Here is an 18529-nt window from a genome sequence, read left to right on the forward strand (position 1 = left end):
CGGCGGACGACTATGCGGACGGGGTCGACGAGGCCGTCGCCGCGGGCCTGAGGAAGGCGTTCCAGCCGCCGGCCGGCTTCTGTCCCACCTCCAGCGAGCGCAGCTTCTGGAGGATCTTCGGGTCCTGGACGTCGAGCCAGTCGACGAACTGCCGGAAGGAGACGAGCCGGACGTCCTTCTTGCCGGCCATGCCCTTGAGCGCGTCCTCGACGGCGTCCATGTAGATGCCGCCGTTCCACTGCTCGAAGTGGTTGCCGATGAAGAAGGGCGCGCGGTTCGACTCGTACGCGCGCGTGAAGCCGCCGAGCAGCGCCTCGGTGGCCTGCTTGCGCCAGCCCGGGTAGCGCGAGGGCATGCCCTTCGTCGTGTTCTTCGACTGGTTGGCGAGCATGTTGTAGTCCATCGACAGGACCTCGAAGGAGTGCCCGGGGAAGGGCACGGCCTGCAGCGGGAGGTCCCAGATGCCCTGGCGCTTGGTGGGCCACATCTGCCGGCCGCCGGGCGAGCTGGCGTCGTAGCGCCAGTTGAGCCGCTTGGCGGTGGGCAGCAGGTTGTCCTGGCCGAGCAGGCAGGGCGTGCGGCCGCCGACGAGTTCCTTGGAGTAGTCGAAGGGCAGCGGGTCGAGGTCGGTCCAGCCGCTGTTCGTCTTCCACTCGGTGACGAACTTCACGGCCTGGTCGATCTCGCTCTGCCACTGGGCCGGGGTCCAGTTGCCCACGGAGCCGGAGCCGCCGCAGAAGTGGCCGTTGAAGTGGGTGCCGATCTCGTGGCCGTCGAGCCAGGCCTGCCGGACGTACTTCAGGGTGTCCTTGATGTGGCCGTCGGTGAGGTACCCGATGTCCGAGGCGCCGACGCGGTTGTTCGGCGGGCGGTAGAGGTTCTTCTTCGACTCGGGGAGGAGGTAGATCCCGGAGAGGAAGAAGGTCATCGCCGCGTCGTGGTTCTTGGCGAGTTCGAGGAAGCGCGGGAACAGGCCGTTGCCGACCTCGCCCGCACCGTCCCAGGAGAAGATCACGAACTGGGGCGGGGTCTGGCCGGGTTCGAGCGGGACGGGGGCGTCGGGCTGGTGCGGCTGCTTTCCGGTGTCGGCGGTGGAACCGTCGCCGATGGGCTTCACGTCGTCCTTGGTCGGGGTGCCCGTGCTCGGCTCCGCCGAGACGTCACCCCCCTTGCCGGGTCCGGAACGCCCCGACTTGTCCTGATTGCCGTTGCTGCACGCGGCGACACCCATCGCCGCCGCGACACCAACGCCCGCCCCGAGCAGCCCCCTTCGACTGATCCCACTCATCCCGCGCATGCCATCCCCATTCGCGCTGACGTATTAACGAAACGTCATCCAATCCGACAATGAGTGAGATGCCGGGAGGAACACGGAGGTTCCGGGAAATCGCACAAAAATTTCAGGGCGGTCGGTTGGCATGAACACCACCCGACCGCCCTGAACTGTGGACCGCCGACTCCCGCACTGTCCAGCGGGGACGAAATCCTTCACCGAAGGACTACAGGAGACTCCCCGCGGACACACTCCGCGGGAGACTCCGGGGACTCTGAGGAAGATTCCGGGGACTCCGGGGAAGATCCCGGGGAGGATCCCGGGGAAGGCCTACGCTCCGAAAGCCTTCGACTTTCCCTTGACCGGCTTCGCGCCCGCGAGCAGATGCGCCGGAACGAGATCACGGGCCGGCTCGCTGTAGCCGACCGAGACGATCTTGTCGCCCCGGTACGTGAACGAGGTCAGCGAGGCGAGCGTGCACTGGCGCCGCCGCGGATCGTGCCAGAGCCGGCGCTTCTCCACGAAGCTGCGGACGATCCAGATCGGCAGCTGGTGGCTGACCAGCACCGCCTCGTGCCCCCGGGCCGCGTCCTTCGCCGCGTCGAGCGCCCCCATCATCCGGACGACCTGCTCGACGTACGGCTCGCCCCAGGACGGCTGGAACGGGTTCGTCAGGTGCTTCCAGTTCCCCGGCTTGCGCAGCGCCCCGTCACCGACGCCGAACGTCTTGCCCTCGAAGACGTTCGCCGCCTCGATGAGCCGCTCGTCCGTGACCAGGTCCAGGCCGTGCGCCTTGGCGACCGGCGTCGCCGTCTCCTGCGCCCGCTCCAGCGGGGAGGCGACGACGTACGTGATGTCCCGGTCGGCCAGGCTCTCCGCGACCCGGTCCGCCATCTGCCGGCCGAGCTCGGAGAGGTGGTAGCCGGCGCGGCGCCCGTAGAGGACGCCGTCGGGGTTGTGCACCTCGCCGTGCCGCATCAGATGGACGACGGTGATGTCCTGGCCGTTCTCGGCGCTGGCGGTGGCGTCGCTCATGCCGTCGCCTCCGCGGCGGCGCGGGCGGCGGCCGGCAGGGCGGCGGCGATCCGCTCGATCGCCCGCTCGTCGTGCGCGGCCGACACGAACCAGGACTCGAAGGCGGACGGCGGCAGGTAGACACCGTCGGCCAGCATCGAGTGGAAGAAGGCGTTGAAGCGGAAGGCCTCCTGCTGCTTCGCCTCGTCGTAGTTCCGCACCTCGTCGGCGGTGAAGAAGACCGAGAACATGTTGGACGCGGTCTGCAGCCGGTGCGCCACGCCCTCCTTGGCCAGCGCGGCGGTGACCAGGCCCTGGATCTCCGCCGAGACCGCGTTCACCTTCTCGTACGCCGCGTCGTCGAGCAGCCGCAGCTGCGCGAGCCCGGCGGCCGTCGCGATCGGGTTACCGGAGAGGGTGCCCGCCTGGTAGACCGGGCCGGCCGGGGCGAGGTGCCCCATGACGTCGGCGCGGCCGCCGAACGCGGCGGCCGGGAAGCCGCCGCCCATGACCTTGCCGAAGGTCAGCAGGTCGGCCTTGACGCCGTCGACGCCGTACCAGCCGGCCTTCGACGTACGGAATCCGGTCATCACCTCGTCGGAGATGTACAGCGCGCCGTTCTCCCGGCACAGGTCCGCGAGCCCCTGGTTGAAGCCGGCGGCCGGCGGCACGACGCCCATGTTGCCGGGCGAGGCCTCGGTGATCACACAGGCGATCTCGCCCGGGTGCGCGGCGAACGCGGCCCGGACGGCCTCCAGGTCGTTGTAGGGGAGCACGATCGTGTCCCCGGCCTGGGCGCCGGTCACACCGGGCGTGTCGGGAAGCCCCAGCGTGGCGACACCGGAACCGGCCGCGGCGAGCAGCGCGTCCACGTGGCCGTGGTAGCAGCCGGCGAACTTGACGACCTTGGCGCGGCCGGTGAACCCGCGGGCGAGCCGGATCGCGGACATCGTGGCCTCGGTCCCCGAGGAGACGAGCCGGACCTGCTCGACCGGCTCGACGCGCGCCACGATCTCCTCGGCGAGCGCCACCTCGCCCTCGCCCGGCGTACCGAAGGAGGTGCCGCGGGCCACGGCCTGCTGCACCGCGGCGGTGACCTCGGGGTGCGCGTGGCCGAGGATCATCGGACCCCACGAGCACACCAGGTCGACGTACTCACGACCGTCCGCGTCGGTGAGGTAGGGGCCGGAACCGGACACCATGAACCGGGGCGTACCGCCCACGGCCCGGAAGGCACGCACCGGTGAGTTCACGCCGCCGGGCGTCACGAGGGAAGCGCGGTCGAAAAGCGTCTGTGAGACTGGGGCTTCGTATGAATACGGCACTGTGATCCTGACCTGCGAGAGCGACTTCGGGCACGACATCGGGGACAGAGGGAGGGCGTGGACATCCTGAGTATTACGCCGGGGCGTTCGCCCTCCGCGTCTGCGAAACTGGGGCGTCATAGGGATGGCTCACGGAATCCATGGTGTCAGAGGCCACGGCGTTCTTGCGGACAGGTGTTTCACCGTACGAACGCGGGGGAGGTCACTGACACGATGATCGGGTTGCGCGGCGGGGTCGTGTTGCCGAGAAAAAGCAGTCGGGTGGAGATATGCATCGCGGTGGCGGACCGGGCGAGGGGACGGACGATCTGGGTCCGGAGTCTGCCCGCCGGGGCAGGCACCGGCGCCGGCGGAGCGAGGACTCGGCCTCGGGAAGCCAGGGCGGTCCCAGCACTCCAGGCATTCCCGGCATCCCCGACACCTCGGGCCCTCCGGGAGATCCGGCCGGCGGAAGCGCGAGCGGGAGTGGCCGGTTGGGGGTGACGTACAAGTACTTCGGCGCGCCCGACGGCGCCACGGCGGCCCGCGTCCCGATCTCGATGCGCCCCGAGGAACTCGGCGGCGACGAGCTCGGCATGGGCGGCATGTTCACCAAGATCAAGCCGGAGACCATAGCGGCCATGGTCCTCACCGGCATCCAGGGCATGCCCCTGAACAAGGTGCCGCCGCTGGAGCTGGTCGTCCTGCACCCGGACTACGCCGTGGTGAAGCTGCCGATGACCGTGGTCGACCCGCTGCGCGCGATCGGCGAGGAGTCGGTCGGCGCCGCCGCGTTCATCTGGTCCACGGTCCCGGACCGCGGCGGACCGCGCGACGCCTTCGACGTCTACCAGCTTCTCCACGAGTGGCAGGACTTCTCGGTCCGCCTCCACGAGGCGGGCCACCAGCCGTACTGCCTGGTGTGGCCCTAGGCCTTCGGAAGAGACTGGCCGTCGGTGCCGGCGGGGGGACCGGCCCTCCGTCAGGTCCGGTCCTCGGCCGCCTTCGCGGCGTCCGCCGCCCTCGCGCGCTCGGCGGCCAGCTCCCGGGCCGAGGCGAGCCGGTACGGCACGTCGATGACGACGACGTTCTTCATGAACAGCAGCCGGGTCTTGAGCCGCAGCGCGCTCTGGTTGTGGAGCGGCTGCTCCCACCAGTGACCCACCACGTACTCGGGGATGACCACCGAGACCACCGAGTCCCCCGTCCGCTCCGGCGCCTCCCGGACGTGCCGCAGGACCGGCTGGACGATCGAGCGGTACGGGGAGCTCAGCACCCGCAGCGGTACGTCGATGCCGTGCGCCTCCCAGGTCGCGCGGAGCAGTTCCACCTCCCCCGGGTCCTCGGCGACGGTCACCGCCGTCAGCGAGGTGCCGCGCAGGGTCTTCGCGTACGACAGGGCCCGGAGGCTGGGCGCGTTCACGGAGGCCACCAGGACGAGGACGTGGTTGCCGGCGAGGACGCGGGGCCGCTCGCCGGGGCCGACGGCCACCTCGGCGGCGACGGCGTCGTAGTGCCGCCGCACCCCCTTCATCCCGGCGAAGAGCACCGGCATCGCGATCACGACGATCCAGGCGCCGTGGGTGAACTTGGTGATCAGGACGATGACGAGGACGACCGCCGTCAGACAGGCGCCGAAGGCGTTGATCGCGAGACGGCGGTGGATGTTGTGGCGGTCGGCGGCGCCCGCGGGTGTGGCGAGTTCTCGCCGCCAGTGCTTGACCATGCCGGCCTGGGACAGGGTGAAGGAGACGAAGACGCCGATGATGTACAGCTGGATCAGGCGGGTCAGCTGCGCGTCGAAGGCGACGATGAGGACGATCGCGGCGAGCGCGAGAAGGACGATGCCGTTGGAGTAGACGAGCCGGTCGCCGCGGTGGAAGAGCTGGCGGGGCGCGTAGCGGTCGCGGCCGAGGACGGACGCGAGCATCGGGAAGCCGTTGAAGGCGGTGTTGGCCGCCAGGATCAGGACACCCGCGGTGACGGCCTGGAGCGCGTAGAAGAGGACGTGCCAGTCGCCGAAGGTGGCCCGTCCGATCTGCGCCAGCGCGGTGGACGTCGGCGTGCCGGGCGGGAGCCCGAGCTCGGTGGGGTCCTCGGCGACGTGCACCTCGTAGACCATCGCGAGCACGGTGATCCCGAAGAACATGGTCACGGACAGCCCGCCCATGATCGCCAGCGTCATCGCCGCGTTGCGGCTCTTGGGCTTGGCGAACGCCGGGACCCCGTTGCTGACGGCCTCGACACCGGTCAGCGCGGTGCAGCCGGAGGCGAAGGCGCGCAGCGCGAGCAGCACGAGCGCGATCCCCGAGTAGGTGGAGACCGCCTCGACCGGCAGGTCGGCGGACTCGGCCCGGATCGTCGCACCGGTCGCCATCCGTACCGCCGCCACCGCGAACATCAGATAGATCACCGCGATGAAGGCGTACGTCGGGAGGGCGAACCAGCGCCCCGACTCCCGCACCCCGCGCAGGTTCAGCCAGGCCAGCACGGCCACGAAGAACACCGACAGGGCCACGGCGTGCCCGTCGAGCGAGGGGACGGCCGAGGTGATGGCGGCGACCCCGGAGACGACGGAGACGGCGACGGTCATCACGTAGTCGATCAGCAGCGCGGACGCGGCAGTGAGCGCGGCGGTCTGCCCGAGGTTCTCGGCGGAGACGACATAGGCCCCGCCGCCGCCCGGATAGGCGTAGCAGGTCTGCCGGTACGAGGCGACGACGACCAGGAGCAGGATCACGATGCCGACCGCCGCGTACCAGGCCAGATGGAGCACGGCGAGGCCGCCCAGGGCCAGGATCAGCAGGATCTCCTCGGTGGCGTACGCGACCGAGGAGAGCGGGTCGCTGCAGAAGATCGGCAGGGCGACCCGCTTCGGCAGCAGGGTCTCCCCGAGCCGGCCACTGTCCAACGGACGACCTACGAGCAGGCGTTTCGCCGCACTTCCAGCTCTCATAAGTGCTGAAGTTAGGACGAATGGTATGTAATGCGCGGACGCCGCGCCCTGTGGGGACCCGTACGCCCGGTGGGAACCCCGTCCGAGGAAGGACCTGACGCGTGAGCGGAGTACGAGGAATGCGGATCGCCGGCGAGCCCATGCAGATCGGCGAGGTCGCGGCACGGACCGAACTGTCCCTGCGCACGATCCGGCAGTACGAGGACAACGGCCTGGTCGTCCCGTCCGCCGCCTCGCCCGGCGGGTTCCCGCTCTACACGGACGCGGACGTGTCCCGGCTGATGGTCGTCCGCCGCATGAAGCCGCTCGGCTTCACCCTCGACGAGACCCGCGAACTCCTCAGGGCCGTGGACCTGCTGGCGGCCGAGCGCCCGGGCACGGACACCGAGCTCGACCCGGACGAGCGGGCCGCGCTGGTGGCCCGCGTCCGCGGCTACGAGCAGGCCGCCGCGGAACGGGTCGCCGAACTGCGGGCCCAGCTCTCCCGCGCCGAGGAGTTCGCCGACTCCCTCCGCCGGACCCGCCTCACGGCGGCTCCGGCCTGAGGGCGGGGCGGGCCCGGGCATGCAGCCCGCGCCGCCCGCGCGCCCGACCGGACGCCGACCGGCCCGCGGACGCTCCCCGGCTCAGTCCGCGAGCGCTCCGGCCACCGCGCGGAAGAAGCGCGCGTACGCCGCCGGGCTGGGCGGGGTCTCCGGGTTCCACGGCGTGAACCGGACGCCCGACAGGGCCCCGTCCGGCGCCGTGGCGTGCGCCCTGCTGTCGAAGAGGACCAGATCGGGCCGGAGCTCCGCGGCCCGGCCCCAGTCGCCGGTGAGCCAGTTGGCGCCGGGCCCCGGGCCCGGATCGACGAGCCGGACGCCGAGCTCGGCGAGCCTGGCCAGTTCCGGCCAGGCGAGCGGCCGGGCGAGGTGCACCTGGTCGGGGCCGGCCCCGGAGAGGGCGAGCACCCCGAGCCCGGTCCGCGCGGCCACCGCCCGGAGCTCGTCCTCGGCGGCCCGGAGATCGGCCGGGGAACCCCCGTCGGCCGTCCCGTCGGCCGTCCCGTCGACCGGCGCCGCCCCCAGACTCGCCGCCAGCGCGCCGAACCGGTCGAGGATGGCCGGCAGGCTGAGCTCGTTGCCGACGGAGAGCGCGACGAGCGGCACCCCGAGCCGTTCGGCGACGGCCTCGTCGAGTGCGTAGGGGCTCTTCCCGTCGTACGTCACGTCGACGATCACGTCCGGCCGCAGCTCCCGCAGCAGCCCCTCGTCCAGGACGCGGCCCGGCCCGAGGTAGGTCACCGCGGCCGCCGTCAGCCCGCCCTCCTTCGCCGGGTCGAGAACCTCCCCGTCGTGCCCGGAGCCGTACACCGCGACCGGCGTCACGCCCAGGTCGCACAGGGCCGACCCGGCCCGCACGTACGCGACCACCCGCCGCGGTACGCGGGCCGCCCCCAGCTCCGTACCTCTGTCGTCCGTGAATCCCCATGCCTGCGTCCCGGACATACGGCTGCTCCCTCCCCGGCCGGACATGTGCCTCTTCCGAGCACCTTGGAGCGGTTCCGCGGCCCGCACAAGAGGGCCTGCCCGCCGCGCGGGCCACCGGGCGGCCGGGTCCGAGACCAAGGTCCCGGACCCCCTGCCGAAAGTCCCCCAGGGTGGTGTTAACTGAACAGGTCGGGAGGAAGCAGTAGAAACAGTCGGGTCCTCGCCTCCCGCGCCCCCTGCCGGGGCGCGGTGTCGGGCGGCCCTCACGCCCTGGAGTGAGTCATGTCCTTCCCCGGCCAGTTCTCCGACCCCCGTGTGATCACGCTCTTCGGCCTGCTCGCCGTCTCGACGGTGGTGTGGCTCTCGCTCGGCCTGCGGGCCCGCGCCCGGCGCGACAAGGCGCGCACCCCGCTGGAGCGGGTCTGGCATCCGCAGGAGTCGATACCGCTGACGCCCGCGGAGGAGCACGCCTTCGGCCAGGTCGTCTCGCGGCTCTCCCCGGGGTCGGCGGGCCGTCTGCGCTGAGCGTCGCGGACCGGCCTCAGGCCTCCCAGGCGCGCGGATCGCGGCCGGTCGTCGCGAGCAGCCGCTCGAAGGCGGTGGTGTCGCCGGGCAGCTCGACGGCCTCCCCGAAGACGCCCATCTTCCGGGCCATGGGCGCCATCCGCTCCACCTCGTCGACGAGCCCGTCGACCACGCCCGGGTCGGGGGTGAAGCTCCGCCCGGTGGCGCGGGCCAGGTCCCAGATGTGCACGGTGAGGTCGAGCAGCACCATGGACCCGACGGTCCGCGCCGGCATGGCCATGCCTCCGGTGGTGCCCTCCTCGGCCCCGGGCGCCGACCAGGCCTCGACGAGCTTCCCGGTCTCCGCCTCGAAGCGGTCCCGCCAGTCGGCGTCGGCGAGCCAGTCCGTGGTCGCGGAGAGGTCGGCGGACTGCTTGGCGGCGAGCGCCTGGAAGTGGACGACGACGCCGAGAAGGTGGTTCAGCAGGGCGCGCACGTCGTACTCGGCGCAGGGCGTGGGCGCGCCGAGCGAGTCGTCGGCGATGCCCCTGACCAGGGGTGTCGCCTGCGCGGCGGCGCTACGGAGCAGGTCACCGATGCGGGGCGGGGCACCGGTACGGAGCGGGTCCTCGTTCGTCATGGGAGCGACGTTAGGAGAGGCTGCCCGGCCCCGTCTTGAAGAAACACGCCAGGGCGGGATTCCGCACCTAGCATCGGAGCATGTCGGACCCCGCTCCCCGCAAGGACACCCGCGGCATCGTCGACCCCGCCGAACTGCTCTCCCGCGTCCGCTTCCGCCGCCACACCCCGGCGCCGGAGCTGCGGCCCTATCTGGAGCACTACTGGCTGATCGACTGGGAGCTGCCGGAGCCGTACGCGAGCCATGTCGTCCCGCACCCGTCGATGAACATCGTCTTCCAGCGGTACGGGGCCCTCGGCGCCCCGGCCGCGGACGCGCGCGCGTCCGCCGAGGTCTCCGGGATCGGGCTCGGCCTGTTCACCCAGAAGCTGACGGAGGCGGGCCGGGTCTGCGGGATCCAGTTCCGCCCCGGCGGCTTCCGCCCCTTCGCGCCCGCGTGGCCCGTGTCGGCCTGGACGGGCCGCCGGGTCCCGCTGGCGGAGGTCTTTCCTGACGCGGGCACGGGCACGGGCGCGGGCACGGGCGCGGGTGCCGGCGCAGGCACGGGTGCGGATGCCGGTGCCGGCGCGGGTGCGGATGCCGACGCGGCGGAGGCGGGCCACCCGGCCACGGACCCCGGCCTCCTGTCCGCCGTCCTCTCCCCCGACACCGACCACGCGCGCGTGGCGGCGCTCGACGCCTTCCTGCTCGCCCACGGCCCCGCGCCCGATCCGGACGCCGACCGGGCCATGGAGCTGGTGGACCTGGTCCGAGGGGACCGCACGATCCGCAAGGTGGCCCAACTGGTCGCGGCGTCCGGCCTGTCGGCGCGCTCGCTGCAGCGCCTGTTCGCGCGCCATGTCGGCGTCGGCCCGAAGTGGGTGATCCTGCGCTACCGCATCCACGAGGCCCTGGAGCGCGCCGAGGCCGCGGACCCGGCGGGCGGTCCGGACTGGGCGGCCCTGGCGGTGGAGCTGGGCTACAGCGACCAGGCCCATCTCGTACGGGAGTTCACGGCGACGATCGGGGTGCCGCCGACGGCGTACGCCCGGGGAGTGTCAGTGCCCTGACCTACCGTACGGAGATGGACACCGACACCCCCTCGCCCGTGCGGCTCGAACCCTGGTCGGAGGCCGACGCCGGCCTGCTGCGCGCGCTGAACGCACCGGAGTTGATGGATCACCTCGGAGGGCCGGAGACGGAGGAGCAGCTCGTCCGGCGCCACCGGCGGTACGTGGAGCTGAGCGCCGACGAGCCGGGCGCGGGGCGCATGTACCGGATCGTGCTGCTGCCGGAGGAGGCCGTGGCCGGCAGCATCGGCTTCTGGGTGCGGACCGACGACGGCGAGCCGGTGTACGAGACCGGGTGGGCCGTGCTGCCGGGCTTCCAGGGCCGGGGCGTGGCGAGCGCCGCCACGCGCGCGGTGGCCGCGGAGGCCCGGGCCGCGGGCCTCCACCGCTTCCTCCACGCGTTCCCCTCGACGGAGAACGCCGCGTCGAACGCGGTGTGCCGCAAGGCCGGGTTCGAGCTGCTCGGCGAGCGGGACTTCGAGTACCCGCCGGGGCACCCGATGCGCTGCAACGACTGGCGTCTCGACCTGGAGGAGCGGGCCGGGGACGCCTAGGAGGCGTCGTCCGGTGCGGCGAGCGACCGGGCGAAGTGGAAGGCCACGATGTCGAAGCGCTCGCGCAGGTAGAAGCGGTGGGCTCCGGTGCGGTGGGTGCCGGAGTCCAGGGTGAACTCGTGGCAGCCGGCCGCGCGCGCGTGGCCCTCCAGATGGGCGACGAGCGCGTGGCCGACCCCGGTGGAGCGGGTGGCGGCGGCGGTCACGAGGTCGTCGACGTAGAGACTCCGCAGGGTGCTGGTGTTGACGACGATCCGCCAGCCGGCCGCGCCGACGCAGCGGCCCTCGTCGCTGTAGGCGGCGCTGAAGCGCAGTCCCTGGGCATGCCCGGTCCCGTACACCTCGCGGAAGAGCTCCGGGGTGAGGTGGGGGCGGAGTTCGCGGAGGACGGGCAGGAGGTCGTTCTCCAGCCGGGGATCGCCGGGCTCGAGGTCGATGATCTTCATGCCGGGACGGTACCTCAGGTCTTCTCCGGGTTGACGGACACGGCAGGAGGCTGGATATTTATCTGCGTGACGCAGATGATGCGCCACGAAGGAAACAGTCGCCTCTCCGGAAGGACCCCTCATGACCGTTCTCGTCACCGGCAGCCGCGGCCGCGTCGCCTCCACCCTGCTCGGCCTCCTCGACGCCGCCGGACTCAAGGCGAGAGCCGCATCCAAGAACCCCGCGGACCTCTCCCCACCGCCCGGGGTCGACACCGTGCGCTGCGATCTCACCGACCCGGCCACCTTCGACACCGCCCTGACCGGCGTCGACTCCGTCTTCCTGTACGCCGAGGCCGGCCATGCCGGGACCTTCGCCGAGCGGGCCCGCGCCGCCGGCGTCGAGCACGTCGTCCTGCTCTCCTCCAGCTCCGTCCTCGCCCCGGACGCCGCCGACAACCCGATCGCCGCCTCCCACCTCGCCGCCGAGCGCGCCCTCTCCGCCGCCGCGGACGCCGGGTTCTTCGAGGCGACCCACCTCCAGCCGGGCGCCTTCGCCACCAACGCCCTGCAGTGGGCCCGGCCCCTCCGGGACGGACGGGGACCCGCACTGCCCCACCCGCACTCCCACGGCGACCCGATCCATGAGCGCGATGTCGCCGAGGCGGCCTTCGCGGCCCTCACCGAGCCCCGGCTGCGCGGCTCCTCGTACCTCCTGACGGGCCCCGAGTCGCTGACCTTCGTCGAGCAGCTGGCGGTGCTCGCCGAGGTGACCGGGCGGCCCGCGCCGCACACCGTCGTGACTCCCGAGGAGTGGAAGGCGTCGGTCACCGGCTTCATGCCGGAGCCCTTCGCCGACGCCCTGCTCTCCTACTGGGCCGCCCACGACGGCCGGCCGACGCCGCTGACCCGCACGGTCGAGGAACTGACCGGTCACCCGGCCCGCACCTTCGCCGCCTGGGCCGCCGACCACGAGGAGGACTTCCGCCCCTGACCCGCCGAATTCCCTGGCCGCCCGTCCCGCCCCGATGCGATCCTGTCCCCGTGAACGGACCGGAGATCCACATCAGCTTCGCCCCCGACCTGGGGCTCTTCGTCTCGGCCGACCGCCGCGCGGGCCGCACGCCCGTGACCACCGACGGCGCCTCCTCGCTCGGCCACGTCGTGGAGTCCCTCGGCGTACCGCTCACCGAGGCCGGCCGGCTGCTGGTCGACGGACGGCCCGTCGACGTCTCCTACGTCGCCGCGGCGGGCGAGACCGTCGAGGTGGAGAGCGTCGCCCGCCCGCAGCCGGTGCGCCCCGGCGCACCCCTCCGGTTCCTGCTCGACGTGCACCTCGGCACGCTGGCCCGGCGGCTTCGGCTGCTCGGGGTGGACGCGGCGTACGAGAGCGAGGACATCGGCGACCCCGCCCTGGCCGCGCTGTCCGCGCGCGAGCGGCGCGTCATGCTCTCGCGCGACCGCGGCCTGCTCCGCCGCCGCGAACTGTGGGCGGGGGCCTACATCTACAGTGACCGCCCGGACGACCAGCTCCGCGACGTCCTGGAGCGCTTCGCGCCGCCGCTCACGCCCTGGACGCGCTGCACGGCGTGCAACGGGCGGCTGAGCGACGCCGACAAGGACGCGGTGCGCCAGCGCCTGGAGCAGGGCACGGAGAAGTCGTACGACGTGTTCGCCGAGTGCGTGGAGTGCGGCCGGGTCTACTGGCGCGGCGCCCACCACGCCCGGCTGGAGGCGATCGTCTCGGACGCGGTACGCGAGTTCGGCGGCGCCACGACGGCCGGCTGAGCCGCTCCGGCGCCGCCACCGCGCCGGCCGCCCGGCGCGGTCAGTCCAGGGCGCCGCCGCGCAGCCGCTCGATCTGCGCGGCGCTGATCTCGACGGTGCGCCGCATATGGGCGATGAGCAGGGCGAGCTCGGCGTCGCTGTAGACGTCGAACATCGTGCCCCAGGTGCTGTTGAGCTTGCGCCACAGAGCCCCGAGTTCGGCGACGCGCTCGGGCACGAGGGCCACCAGTACCCGGCGCCGGTCCTCGGTGTCCCGCTCGCGCGTGACGTAGCCGGACCGTTCCAGGCGGTCGACGAGCCGGGTCGCGGAGCCGGTGGTGAGCCCGGTCAGCTCGGCGACCCGCCCGGTGGTCACCGGCCCCTCCTCCAGACTGAGCAGGTTCAGGCACTGCACATCGGTCGGGTGGAGCCCCAGGCGGTCGGCGACGGCCTGGTTGAACAGGGCGTACGCCGCCATGTAGCGGCGGGCCTCCCCGTACAGCTCGGTCATCAGGGCCCCGCGCCGGCCTGAACTCTTCTGCGTCATGCAGAGATTGTACGAACCGGACACCGCCCCCGCCCCGACCCTCAGGGGGCCTCGGCGGTCAGATAGCGCTGCACGGTCGGGCCCAGCCAGGCCACGACCTCCTCGGGCGTCATCTCGACGAGCGGCGACAGCCGCAGGACATAGCGGGTGAGCGCCATGCCGAGGATCTGGGACGCGACGAGCGCCGCCCGCCGCGGCGCCTCCTCCGGGTCGGGGCAGACCCCCCGGGTGACGGGCCCGAGCTGCTCGGCGAAGACCGCCCGCATCCGCTCCGCCCCGGCCTCGTTGGTTACCCCCACCCGCAGGAGCCCGGTGAGGACGTCGTCCCGCTCCCAGCGCTCCAGGAAGTGGGTGACCAGGACGGCCCCGATGTGCCGCGCGGGCAGGCCGCCCAGCTCGGGCAGGTGCAGCTCGATCTCCGAGGCGGCGGCGAACAGGCCCTCCTTGTTGCCGTAGTAGCGCATGACCATCGACGGATCGATCCCGGCGTCCCGGGCGATGGCCCGGATGGTGGCGCGGTCGTACCCGTCGGAGGCGAAGCGCTCGCGGGCGGCCTCCAGGATGGCGGCTCTGGTGGCGTCGGAACGGCGGGCGGTCGTCATACCAACAACTGTAGGCCAACGGGCGTTGACATTCCATCAGGGCGGCCTCTATCGTTGCCAACAAGCGTTGACCAACAGCCGTTGGCCAACGGCCGTGGGCACCCTGGAGGCAGCCATGAGCACCGCGGACACACCCGAGACCCCCCGCACCACCGAGAGCACCGGGCGCACCGCCCCGACGGACACCCAGGTCCTCGTCATCGGCGCCGGCCCCACCGGCCTGCTCCTCGCCGGCGACCTCGCCACCGCCGGCATCGACGTCACCCTCGTCGAGCGCCGCCCGCACGGCCTCGCCAACATGACCCGCGCCTTCGGCGTCCACGCCCGCACCCTGGAGCAGCTCGACGCCCGCGGCCTCGCGGACGAGCTCGTCGCCACCGGCACGACCCTCGGCACCGCACGGCTCTTCGGCCGACTGGACCTCGACCTCACCCGACTGCCCAGCCGCTTCAACCACCTGCTCGTCACCCCGCAGTACGAGGTCGAGCGCCTCCTGGAGCGCCGGGCCGAGTCCGCCGGCGTCACCTTCCGCTACGGCACGGAGCTGCGCGGACTCCACCAGGACACCGACACGGTGACAGCCGAGTTCACCGACCCGGACGGCACCCCGCTCACCCTCACCGCCCGCCACCTGGTCGGCACCGACGGCGTCCGCAGCGCCGTCCGCACCGCCCTGGGCCTGCCCTTCCCCGGCGGATCCGTGATCCGCTCCCTCGTCCTCGCCGACGTCCGCCTCGCGGAGGAGCCGGCCGACGCCTTCAGCGTCAGCGGCTCCGGCGACACCTTCGCCTTCCTCGCCCCCTTCGGCGACGGCTGGTACCGGGTCATGGGCTGGAGCCGCACCCGCCAGGTCCCCGACACCGAACCCGTCGACCTGGACGAGATCCGCGAGATCACCCGCCGCGCACTCGGCACCGACCTCGGCATGCACGACCCCCGCTGGATCTCCCGCTTCCACAGCGACGAGCGCCAGGTCCCCTCGTACCGCGTGGGCCGGGTCCTCCTCGCCGGAGACGCCGCCCACGTCCACTCCCCCGCCGGCGGCCAGGGCATGAACACCGGGCTCCAGGACGCCGCCAACCTCTCCTGGAAACTCACCGCCGTCCTGCGCGGCGACGCCCCCGACCCCGAAGCCCTCCTCGACAGCTACCAGTCCGAGCGCCACCCCGTCGGCGCCGCCGTACTCCGCACCAGCGGCGCGCTCGTGCGCCTCGCGATGGCCCACACCCCGCTCACCCGCGCCGCCCGCGCCCTCGCCGCCCGACTCCTGAGCGTGCTGCGACCCGCCTCCACCCGCGCCATGGGCATGATCAGCGGACTCGGCATCGCGTACGCGCCCCCGACCGGCTCCAAGCGCCCGGCCGGCCGCCGCGCACCGGACGTACGACTCCGCGAAGGCCGCCTCCACGAACTGCTGCGCGCGGGCGAGTTCGTCCTGATCACCCCCGAGGGCGAGGCGCCGCCCCTCCCGAAGACGGCCCCGGTCTCCCCCGAGCACCTGGTCCGGGCCACCTGGACGGACCCGGCAAAGAAGACCGCGGTACTCGTCCGCCCCGACGGCTACATCCACTGGACGAACGGCTGAACCCCTCAGAAGACGTAGAGGTCACCCGTGGCGAGCACCAGCACCCGATGCCGGTCGTTCGCCGGATTCCGGTCCGCCACCCCGTCCCGCCAGGCCGTGGTGACGTCCACGGTCAGCTCGTCCGGAAGGCCCGCGGTCCGCAGGTCGAGCACCAGCTCACCGGCGCCCCCCGCGGCCGGCAGCTCACCCGTCCGGCAGGAGACCACCCGGTCGCTGCTCCACAGACAGGCCTCGGGCAGCTCCTGACCACCCGCCATCGGCACCGAGAACGCGAGCCGGACCGTCGCCTGGGAGAGATCGGCGGGACCGAAGTTCTCACTGACCAGCCACACCCCGACCTGCCCGCCCCAGAGGGAGACATGACCGTGATGGGACAGATCCGCCTCGGGCCCCACCACCGGCCCCACGGCACCGGCACTCGCACCCGCGCCCATCACCACCGCGGCCGCGAGGGCGACCCCGAGCACAGCCTTCCGCAATCCACGCATAAGCACAAAATAACCACAGAACATCTGATCTCCTGACAACCTCTCAGCCAGCGTGTCCCCCGGGCGGACGACCCCCCACACACCGCGCCCCGCCCGATCGACGCCGCCTATCCTTGGCCGGGCGATCGACCCCATCGACCACCTGCGCGAGGAGCACGACGTCATGACCGCCCCCGGTACCCCCATCGCCGTCATCACCGGAGCGAGCAGCGGAATCGGCGCCGCCACGGCCAGGCAGCTCGCCGCCGCCGGCTACCGCGTGGTACTCACCGCCCGCCGCAAGGACCGCATCGAGGAACTGGCCGCCGAGATCAACGAGGCCGGCCACCAGGCCACCGCCTACGCCCTCGACGTCACCGACCGCACCGCCGTCGACGAGTTCGCCACGGCCTTCCAGACCCTCGCCGTCCTCGTCAACAACGCCGGCGGCGCCCTCGGCGCCGACCCCGTCGCCACCGGCGACCCCGCCGACTGGCGCCAGATGTACGAGGTCAACGTCATCGGCACGCTCCACATGACCCAGGCCCTGCTCCCGGCCCTCACCGCGAGCGGCGACGGCACCGTCGTCGTCCTCTCCTCGACCGCCGGCCACTCCACCTACGAGGGCGGCGCCGGCTACGTCGTCGCGAAGAACGGCGCCCGCGTCCTCGCCGAAACCCTCCGCCTGGAGATCGTCGGCACCCCGGTCCGCGTCATCGAGATCGCCCCCGGCATGGTCAAGACCGACGAGTTCGCCACCACCCGCTTCCGCGGCGACACCGAGAAGGCCGCCAAGGTCTACGCCGGCGTGACCGAACCCCTCACCGCGGACGACGTGGCCGACACCATCACCTGGGCCTGCACCCGCCCCCCGCACGTCAACATCGACCTCCTGGTCGTCCGCCCCCGCGCCCAGGCCTCCAACACCAAGGTCCACCGCGACCTCTGACACCACGCCGCCGACGTCCACGTTCGGGTGAGCCGGCTGGATCACGCTTCCGAGGGCAGGGCAGGCTCCCCTGCCGCCCGAAGAACCCACGCGCCGCCGCTCAGACAAGTGGGGCCTGGTGCACATGCGCACCAGGCCCCACCGACAAGCAGCCTCACCCCTTCACACAGATGACCTGCTTCAGCTTGGCGACGACCTCCACCAGGTCCCGCTGCTGCTCGATGACCTTCTCGATCGGCTTGTACGCCCCCGGGATCTCGTCCACGACGCCGGAGTCCTTACGGCACTCCACACCCCGCGTCTGCTCCTCAAGGTCGCGCGTCGAGAAGCGCTTCTTCGCAGCGCTCCGGCTCATCTTCCGGCCCGCGCCGTGCGAGGCCGAGTTGAAGGACGCCGCGTTGCCCAGGCCCTTCACGATGTACGAACCGGTGCCCATCGAGCCCGGGATGATCCCGAACTCCCCGGAGCCTGCCCGGATCGCGCCCTTCCGGGTGACCAGCAGGTCCATGCCCTCGTACCGCTCCTCCGCCACGTAGTTGTGGTGGCAGGAGATCACCTGGTCGAAGGTCACCCGGGCCTTGCGGAACTCCCGGCGGACGACCTCCTGGAAGAGCGCCATCATGATCGCGCGGTTGTACTTCGCGTACTCCTGGGCCCAGAAGAGGTCGTGCCGGTAGGACGCCATCTGCGGCGTGTCCGCGACGAACACCGCGAGGTCGCGATCAACGAGGCCCTGGTTGTGGGGCAGCTTCTGCGCTTCACCGATGTGGAACTCCGCGAGTTCCTTGCCGATGTTCCGCGAGCCCGAGTGCAGCATGAGCCATACCGAATCGGACGTATCGACACATAGCTCCACAAAATGATTCCCCGAGCCAAGGGTTCCCATCTGCAGAGCAGCGCGCTCCCGGCGGAACTTGACCGCATCCGCCACCCCGTCGAACCGCGACCAGAAGTCGTCCCACCCCGACGTCGGGAACTGGTAGAGCCGCCCCGGGTCCACCTCCGACCGGTGCAGGCCCCGGCCCACCGGAATCGCCTGCTCGATCTTCGAGCGGAGCCTCGACAGGTCACCCGGCAGGTCGTTCGCCGTCAGGGAGGACTTGACCGCCGACATGCCGCAGCCGATGTCCACACCGACCGCCGCGGGGCAGACCGCCCCCTGCATCGCGATCACCGAACCGACCGTCGCGCCCTTGCCGTAGTGCACGTCGGGCATCACGGCGAGGCCCTTGATCCACGGCAGCGTCGCCACGTTCTGCAGCTGCTGCATGGCACCGCCCTCCACCGTGGCGGGGTCGGCCCACATCCGGATCGGAACTTTCGCCCCCGGTACCTCTACGTACGACATACTCCCTCGATTCCCCCGAAAAGTCTGATAACGCAAAAACCGGCGCCAAAGCCCGTACAGGTGACAGCGGACCGGC

20 protein-coding genes are annotated in these 18529 nt (G+C 72.1%); 9 read left to right on the forward strand and 11 right to left on the reverse strand.

The features are described 5' to 3' along the window. Positions 1 to 10: 10 nt before the first annotated feature. The 3 genes from AMK27_RS32535 to hemL all read right to left on the reverse strand — a co-directional run bounded on the left by AMK27_RS32535 (position 11) and on the right by hemL (position 3651). The gene (locus AMK27_RS32535; RefSeq protein ID WP_073916630.1) at positions 11 to 1288 is read right to left on the reverse strand and encodes a hypothetical protein; all 1278 of its coding nucleotides are present in this window, start codon (positions 1286 to 1288) and stop codon (positions 11 to 13) included. 315 nt (positions 1289 to 1603) lie between these two features. Next, positions 1604 to 2308, reverse strand: coding sequence for a histidine phosphatase family protein (locus tag AMK27_RS32540; protein ID WP_073916378.1), 705 nt, complete (start codon positions 2306 to 2308; stop codon positions 1604 to 1606). Next, positions 2305 to 3651, reverse strand: coding sequence for a glutamate-1-semialdehyde 2,1-aminomutase (hemL, locus tag AMK27_RS32545; protein WP_073916380.1), 1347 nt, complete (start codon positions 3649 to 3651; stop codon positions 2305 to 2307). The genes AMK27_RS32540 and hemL overlap by 4 nt, the downstream gene beginning before the upstream one ends. A 230-nt stretch (positions 3652 to 3881) precedes the next feature. On the opposite strand from hemL, the gene AMK27_RS32550 reads away from it, so the two are divergent. Then, positions 3882 to 4523 (forward strand): hypothetical protein, encoded by a 642-nt coding sequence (locus AMK27_RS32550; RefSeq protein ID WP_073916384.1) that lies wholly within the window; start codon positions 3882 to 3884, stop codon positions 4521 to 4523. A 50-nt stretch (positions 4524 to 4573) separates the two neighbouring features. Here AMK27_RS32550 and AMK27_RS32555 read toward each other — a convergent pair whose 3' ends face one another. Then, positions 4574 to 6547, reverse strand: coding sequence for an APC family permease (locus tag AMK27_RS32555; protein WP_073916387.1), 1974 nt, complete (start codon positions 6545 to 6547; stop codon positions 4574 to 4576). Between the two features lie 125 nt (positions 6548 to 6672). Here AMK27_RS32555 and AMK27_RS32560 point away from each other — a divergent pair, with 125 nt between their 5' ends. Next, the gene (locus AMK27_RS32560; protein ID WP_073916633.1) at positions 6673 to 7092 is read left to right on the forward strand and encodes a MerR family transcriptional regulator; all 420 of its coding nucleotides are present in this window, start codon (positions 6673 to 6675) and stop codon (positions 7090 to 7092) included. Positions 7093 to 7173: 81 nt separating this feature from the next. Here AMK27_RS32560 and AMK27_RS32565 read toward each other — a convergent pair whose 3' ends face one another. Next, positions 7174 to 8034, reverse strand: coding sequence for an ABC transporter substrate-binding protein (locus AMK27_RS32565; protein WP_073916390.1), 861 nt, complete (start codon positions 8032 to 8034; stop codon positions 7174 to 7176). Positions 8035 to 8298: 264 nt separating this feature from the next. Between AMK27_RS32565 and AMK27_RS32570 the strand changes: the two genes are divergently transcribed. Further along, positions 8299 to 8541, forward strand: coding sequence for a hypothetical protein (locus AMK27_RS32570; RefSeq protein ID WP_073916393.1), 243 nt, complete (start codon positions 8299 to 8301; stop codon positions 8539 to 8541). A gap of 16 nt (positions 8542 to 8557) precedes the next feature. Here the strand turns inward: AMK27_RS32570 and AMK27_RS32575 are convergent, their stop codons facing one another. Beyond that, positions 8558 to 9160, reverse strand: a complete 603-nt coding sequence (locus AMK27_RS32575; RefSeq protein WP_073916395.1) for a TIGR03086 family metal-binding protein — start codon at positions 9158 to 9160, stop codon at positions 8558 to 8560. 80 nt (positions 9161 to 9240) lie between these two features. On the opposite strand from AMK27_RS32575, the gene AMK27_RS32580 reads away from it, so the two are divergent. Then, entirely contained in the window at positions 9241 to 10209 is a 969-nt protein-coding gene (locus tag AMK27_RS32580; protein ID WP_073916400.1) for a helix-turn-helix domain-containing protein, read from the forward strand. Positions 10210 to 10223: 14 nt separating this feature from the next. Beyond that, entirely contained in the window at positions 10224 to 10763 is a 540-nt protein-coding gene (locus AMK27_RS32585; protein ID WP_073916404.1) for a GNAT family N-acetyltransferase, read from the forward strand. Here AMK27_RS32585 and AMK27_RS32590 read toward each other — a convergent pair. Next, positions 10760 to 11209, reverse strand: coding sequence for a GNAT family N-acetyltransferase (locus AMK27_RS32590; RefSeq protein ID WP_073916407.1), 450 nt, complete (start codon positions 11207 to 11209; stop codon positions 10760 to 10762). The two genes, AMK27_RS32585 and AMK27_RS32590, sit on opposite strands and share 4 nt — an antisense overlap. 121 nt (positions 11210 to 11330) lie before the next feature. On the opposite strand from AMK27_RS32590, the gene AMK27_RS32595 reads away from it, so the two are divergent. After that, positions 11331 to 12182: an NAD(P)H-binding protein gene (locus AMK27_RS32595; protein ID WP_073916411.1), complete on the forward strand. Its 852-nt coding sequence runs from the start codon at positions 11331 to 11333 to the stop codon at positions 12180 to 12182. Between the two features lie 50 nt (positions 12183 to 12232). Continuing rightward, a complete protein-coding gene (locus AMK27_RS32600; RefSeq protein WP_073916415.1) occupies positions 12233 to 12976 on the forward strand; it encodes a Mut7-C RNAse domain-containing protein in 744 nt (247 codons plus the stop codon). A gap of 40 nt (positions 12977 to 13016) precedes the next feature. Here the strand turns inward: AMK27_RS32600 and AMK27_RS32605 are convergent, their stop codons facing one another. Together AMK27_RS32605 and AMK27_RS32610 are read right to left on the reverse strand one after the other, a co-directional pair. Next, positions 13017 to 13502, reverse strand: a complete 486-nt coding sequence (locus AMK27_RS32605) for a MarR family winged helix-turn-helix transcriptional regulator (protein WP_073916636.1) — start codon at positions 13500 to 13502, stop codon at positions 13017 to 13019. Between the two features lie 41 nt (positions 13503 to 13543). Then, on the reverse strand, positions 13544 to 14104 hold the full coding sequence (locus tag AMK27_RS32610) for a TetR/AcrR family transcriptional regulator (protein WP_073916419.1): 561 nt from the start codon (positions 14102 to 14104) through the stop codon (positions 13544 to 13546). Positions 14105 to 14219: 115 nt separating this feature from the next. On the opposite strand from AMK27_RS32610, the gene AMK27_RS32615 reads away from it, so the two are divergent. Further along, positions 14220 to 15689, forward strand: coding sequence for an FAD-dependent monooxygenase (locus tag AMK27_RS32615; protein WP_073916423.1), 1470 nt, complete (start codon positions 14220 to 14222; stop codon positions 15687 to 15689). Positions 15690 to 15694: 5 nt separating this feature from the next. On the opposite strand, the gene AMK27_RS32620 is transcribed toward AMK27_RS32615, so the two are convergent. Then, positions 15695 to 16177 carry a hypothetical protein gene (locus tag AMK27_RS32620; RefSeq protein ID WP_073916427.1) on the reverse strand — a complete coding sequence of 161 codons (483 nt, stop codon included), beginning with the start codon at positions 16175 to 16177 and terminating at the stop codon, positions 15695 to 15697. Between the two features lie 163 nt (positions 16178 to 16340). Here AMK27_RS32620 and AMK27_RS32625 point away from each other — a divergent pair, with 163 nt between their 5' ends. Then, entirely contained in the window at positions 16341 to 17105 is a 765-nt protein-coding gene (locus AMK27_RS32625) for an SDR family NAD(P)-dependent oxidoreductase (RefSeq protein ID WP_073916430.1), read from the forward strand. Positions 17106 to 17259: 154 nt separating this feature from the next. Here AMK27_RS32625 and AMK27_RS32630 read toward each other — a convergent pair whose 3' ends face one another. Further along, positions 17260 to 18453 carry an RtcB family protein gene (locus AMK27_RS32630; protein WP_073916433.1) on the reverse strand — a complete coding sequence of 398 codons (1194 nt, stop codon included), beginning with the start codon at positions 18451 to 18453 and terminating at the stop codon, positions 17260 to 17262. Positions 18454 to 18529: the final 76 nt, after the last annotated feature.

The organism is Streptomyces sp. CB02009 (assembly GCF_001905825.1).
Lineage (GTDB): Bacteria > Actinomycetota > Actinomycetes > Streptomycetales > Streptomycetaceae > Streptomyces.

Coding starts and splice junctions, on each gene's coding strand:
- AMK27_RS32630 (WP_073916433.1), bottom strand. CDS start 18,453: ATGTCGTACGTAGAGGTACCGGGGGCGAAAGTTCCGATCCGGATGTGG.
- AMK27_RS32585 (WP_073916404.1), top strand. CDS start 10,224: ATGGACACCGACACCCCCTCGCCCGTGCGGCTCGAACCCTGGTCGGAG.
- AMK27_RS32580 (WP_073916400.1), top strand. CDS start 9,241: ATGTCGGACCCCGCTCCCCGCAAGGACACCCGCGGCATCGTCGACCCC.
- AMK27_RS32615 (WP_073916423.1), top strand. CDS start 14,220: ATGAGCACCGCGGACACACCCGAGACCCCCCGCACCACCGAGAGCACC.
- AMK27_RS32540 (WP_073916378.1), bottom strand. CDS start 2,308: ATGAGCGACGCCACCGCCAGCGCCGAGAACGGCCAGGACATCACCGTC.
- AMK27_RS32565 (WP_073916390.1), bottom strand. CDS start 8,034: ATGTCCGGGACGCAGGCATGGGGATTCACGGACGACAGAGGTACGGAG.
- AMK27_RS32555 (WP_073916387.1), bottom strand. CDS start 6,547: ATGAGAGCTGGAAGTGCGGCGAAACGCCTGCTCGTAGGTCGTCCGTTG.
- AMK27_RS32570 (WP_073916393.1), top strand. CDS start 8,299: ATGTCCTTCCCCGGCCAGTTCTCCGACCCCCGTGTGATCACGCTCTTC.
- AMK27_RS32595 (WP_073916411.1), top strand. CDS start 11,331: ATGACCGTTCTCGTCACCGGCAGCCGCGGCCGCGTCGCCTCCACCCTG.
- AMK27_RS32605 (WP_073916636.1), bottom strand. CDS start 13,502: ATGACGCAGAAGAGTTCAGGCCGGCGCGGGGCCCTGATGACCGAGCTG.
- AMK27_RS32535 (WP_073916630.1), bottom strand. CDS start 1,288: ATGAGTGGGATCAGTCGAAGGGGGCTGCTCGGGGCGGGCGTTGGTGTC.
- hemL (WP_073916380.1), bottom strand. CDS start 3,651: ATGTCGTGCCCGAAGTCGCTCTCGCAGGTCAGGATCACAGTGCCGTAT.
- AMK27_RS32610 (WP_073916419.1), bottom strand. CDS start 14,104: ATGACGACCGCCCGCCGTTCCGACGCCACCAGAGCCGCCATCCTGGAG.
- AMK27_RS32620 (WP_073916427.1), bottom strand. CDS start 16,177: ATGCGTGGATTGCGGAAGGCTGTGCTCGGGGTCGCCCTCGCGGCCGCG.
- AMK27_RS32575 (WP_073916395.1), bottom strand. CDS start 9,160: ATGACGAACGAGGACCCGCTCCGTACCGGTGCCCCGCCCCGCATCGGT.
- AMK27_RS32625 (WP_073916430.1), top strand. CDS start 16,341: ATGACCGCCCCCGGTACCCCCATCGCCGTCATCACCGGAGCGAGCAGC.
- AMK27_RS32550 (WP_073916384.1), top strand. CDS start 3,882: ATGCATCGCGGTGGCGGACCGGGCGAGGGGACGGACGATCTGGGTCCG.
- AMK27_RS32590 (WP_073916407.1), bottom strand. CDS start 11,209: ATGAAGATCATCGACCTCGAGCCCGGCGATCCCCGGCTGGAGAACGAC.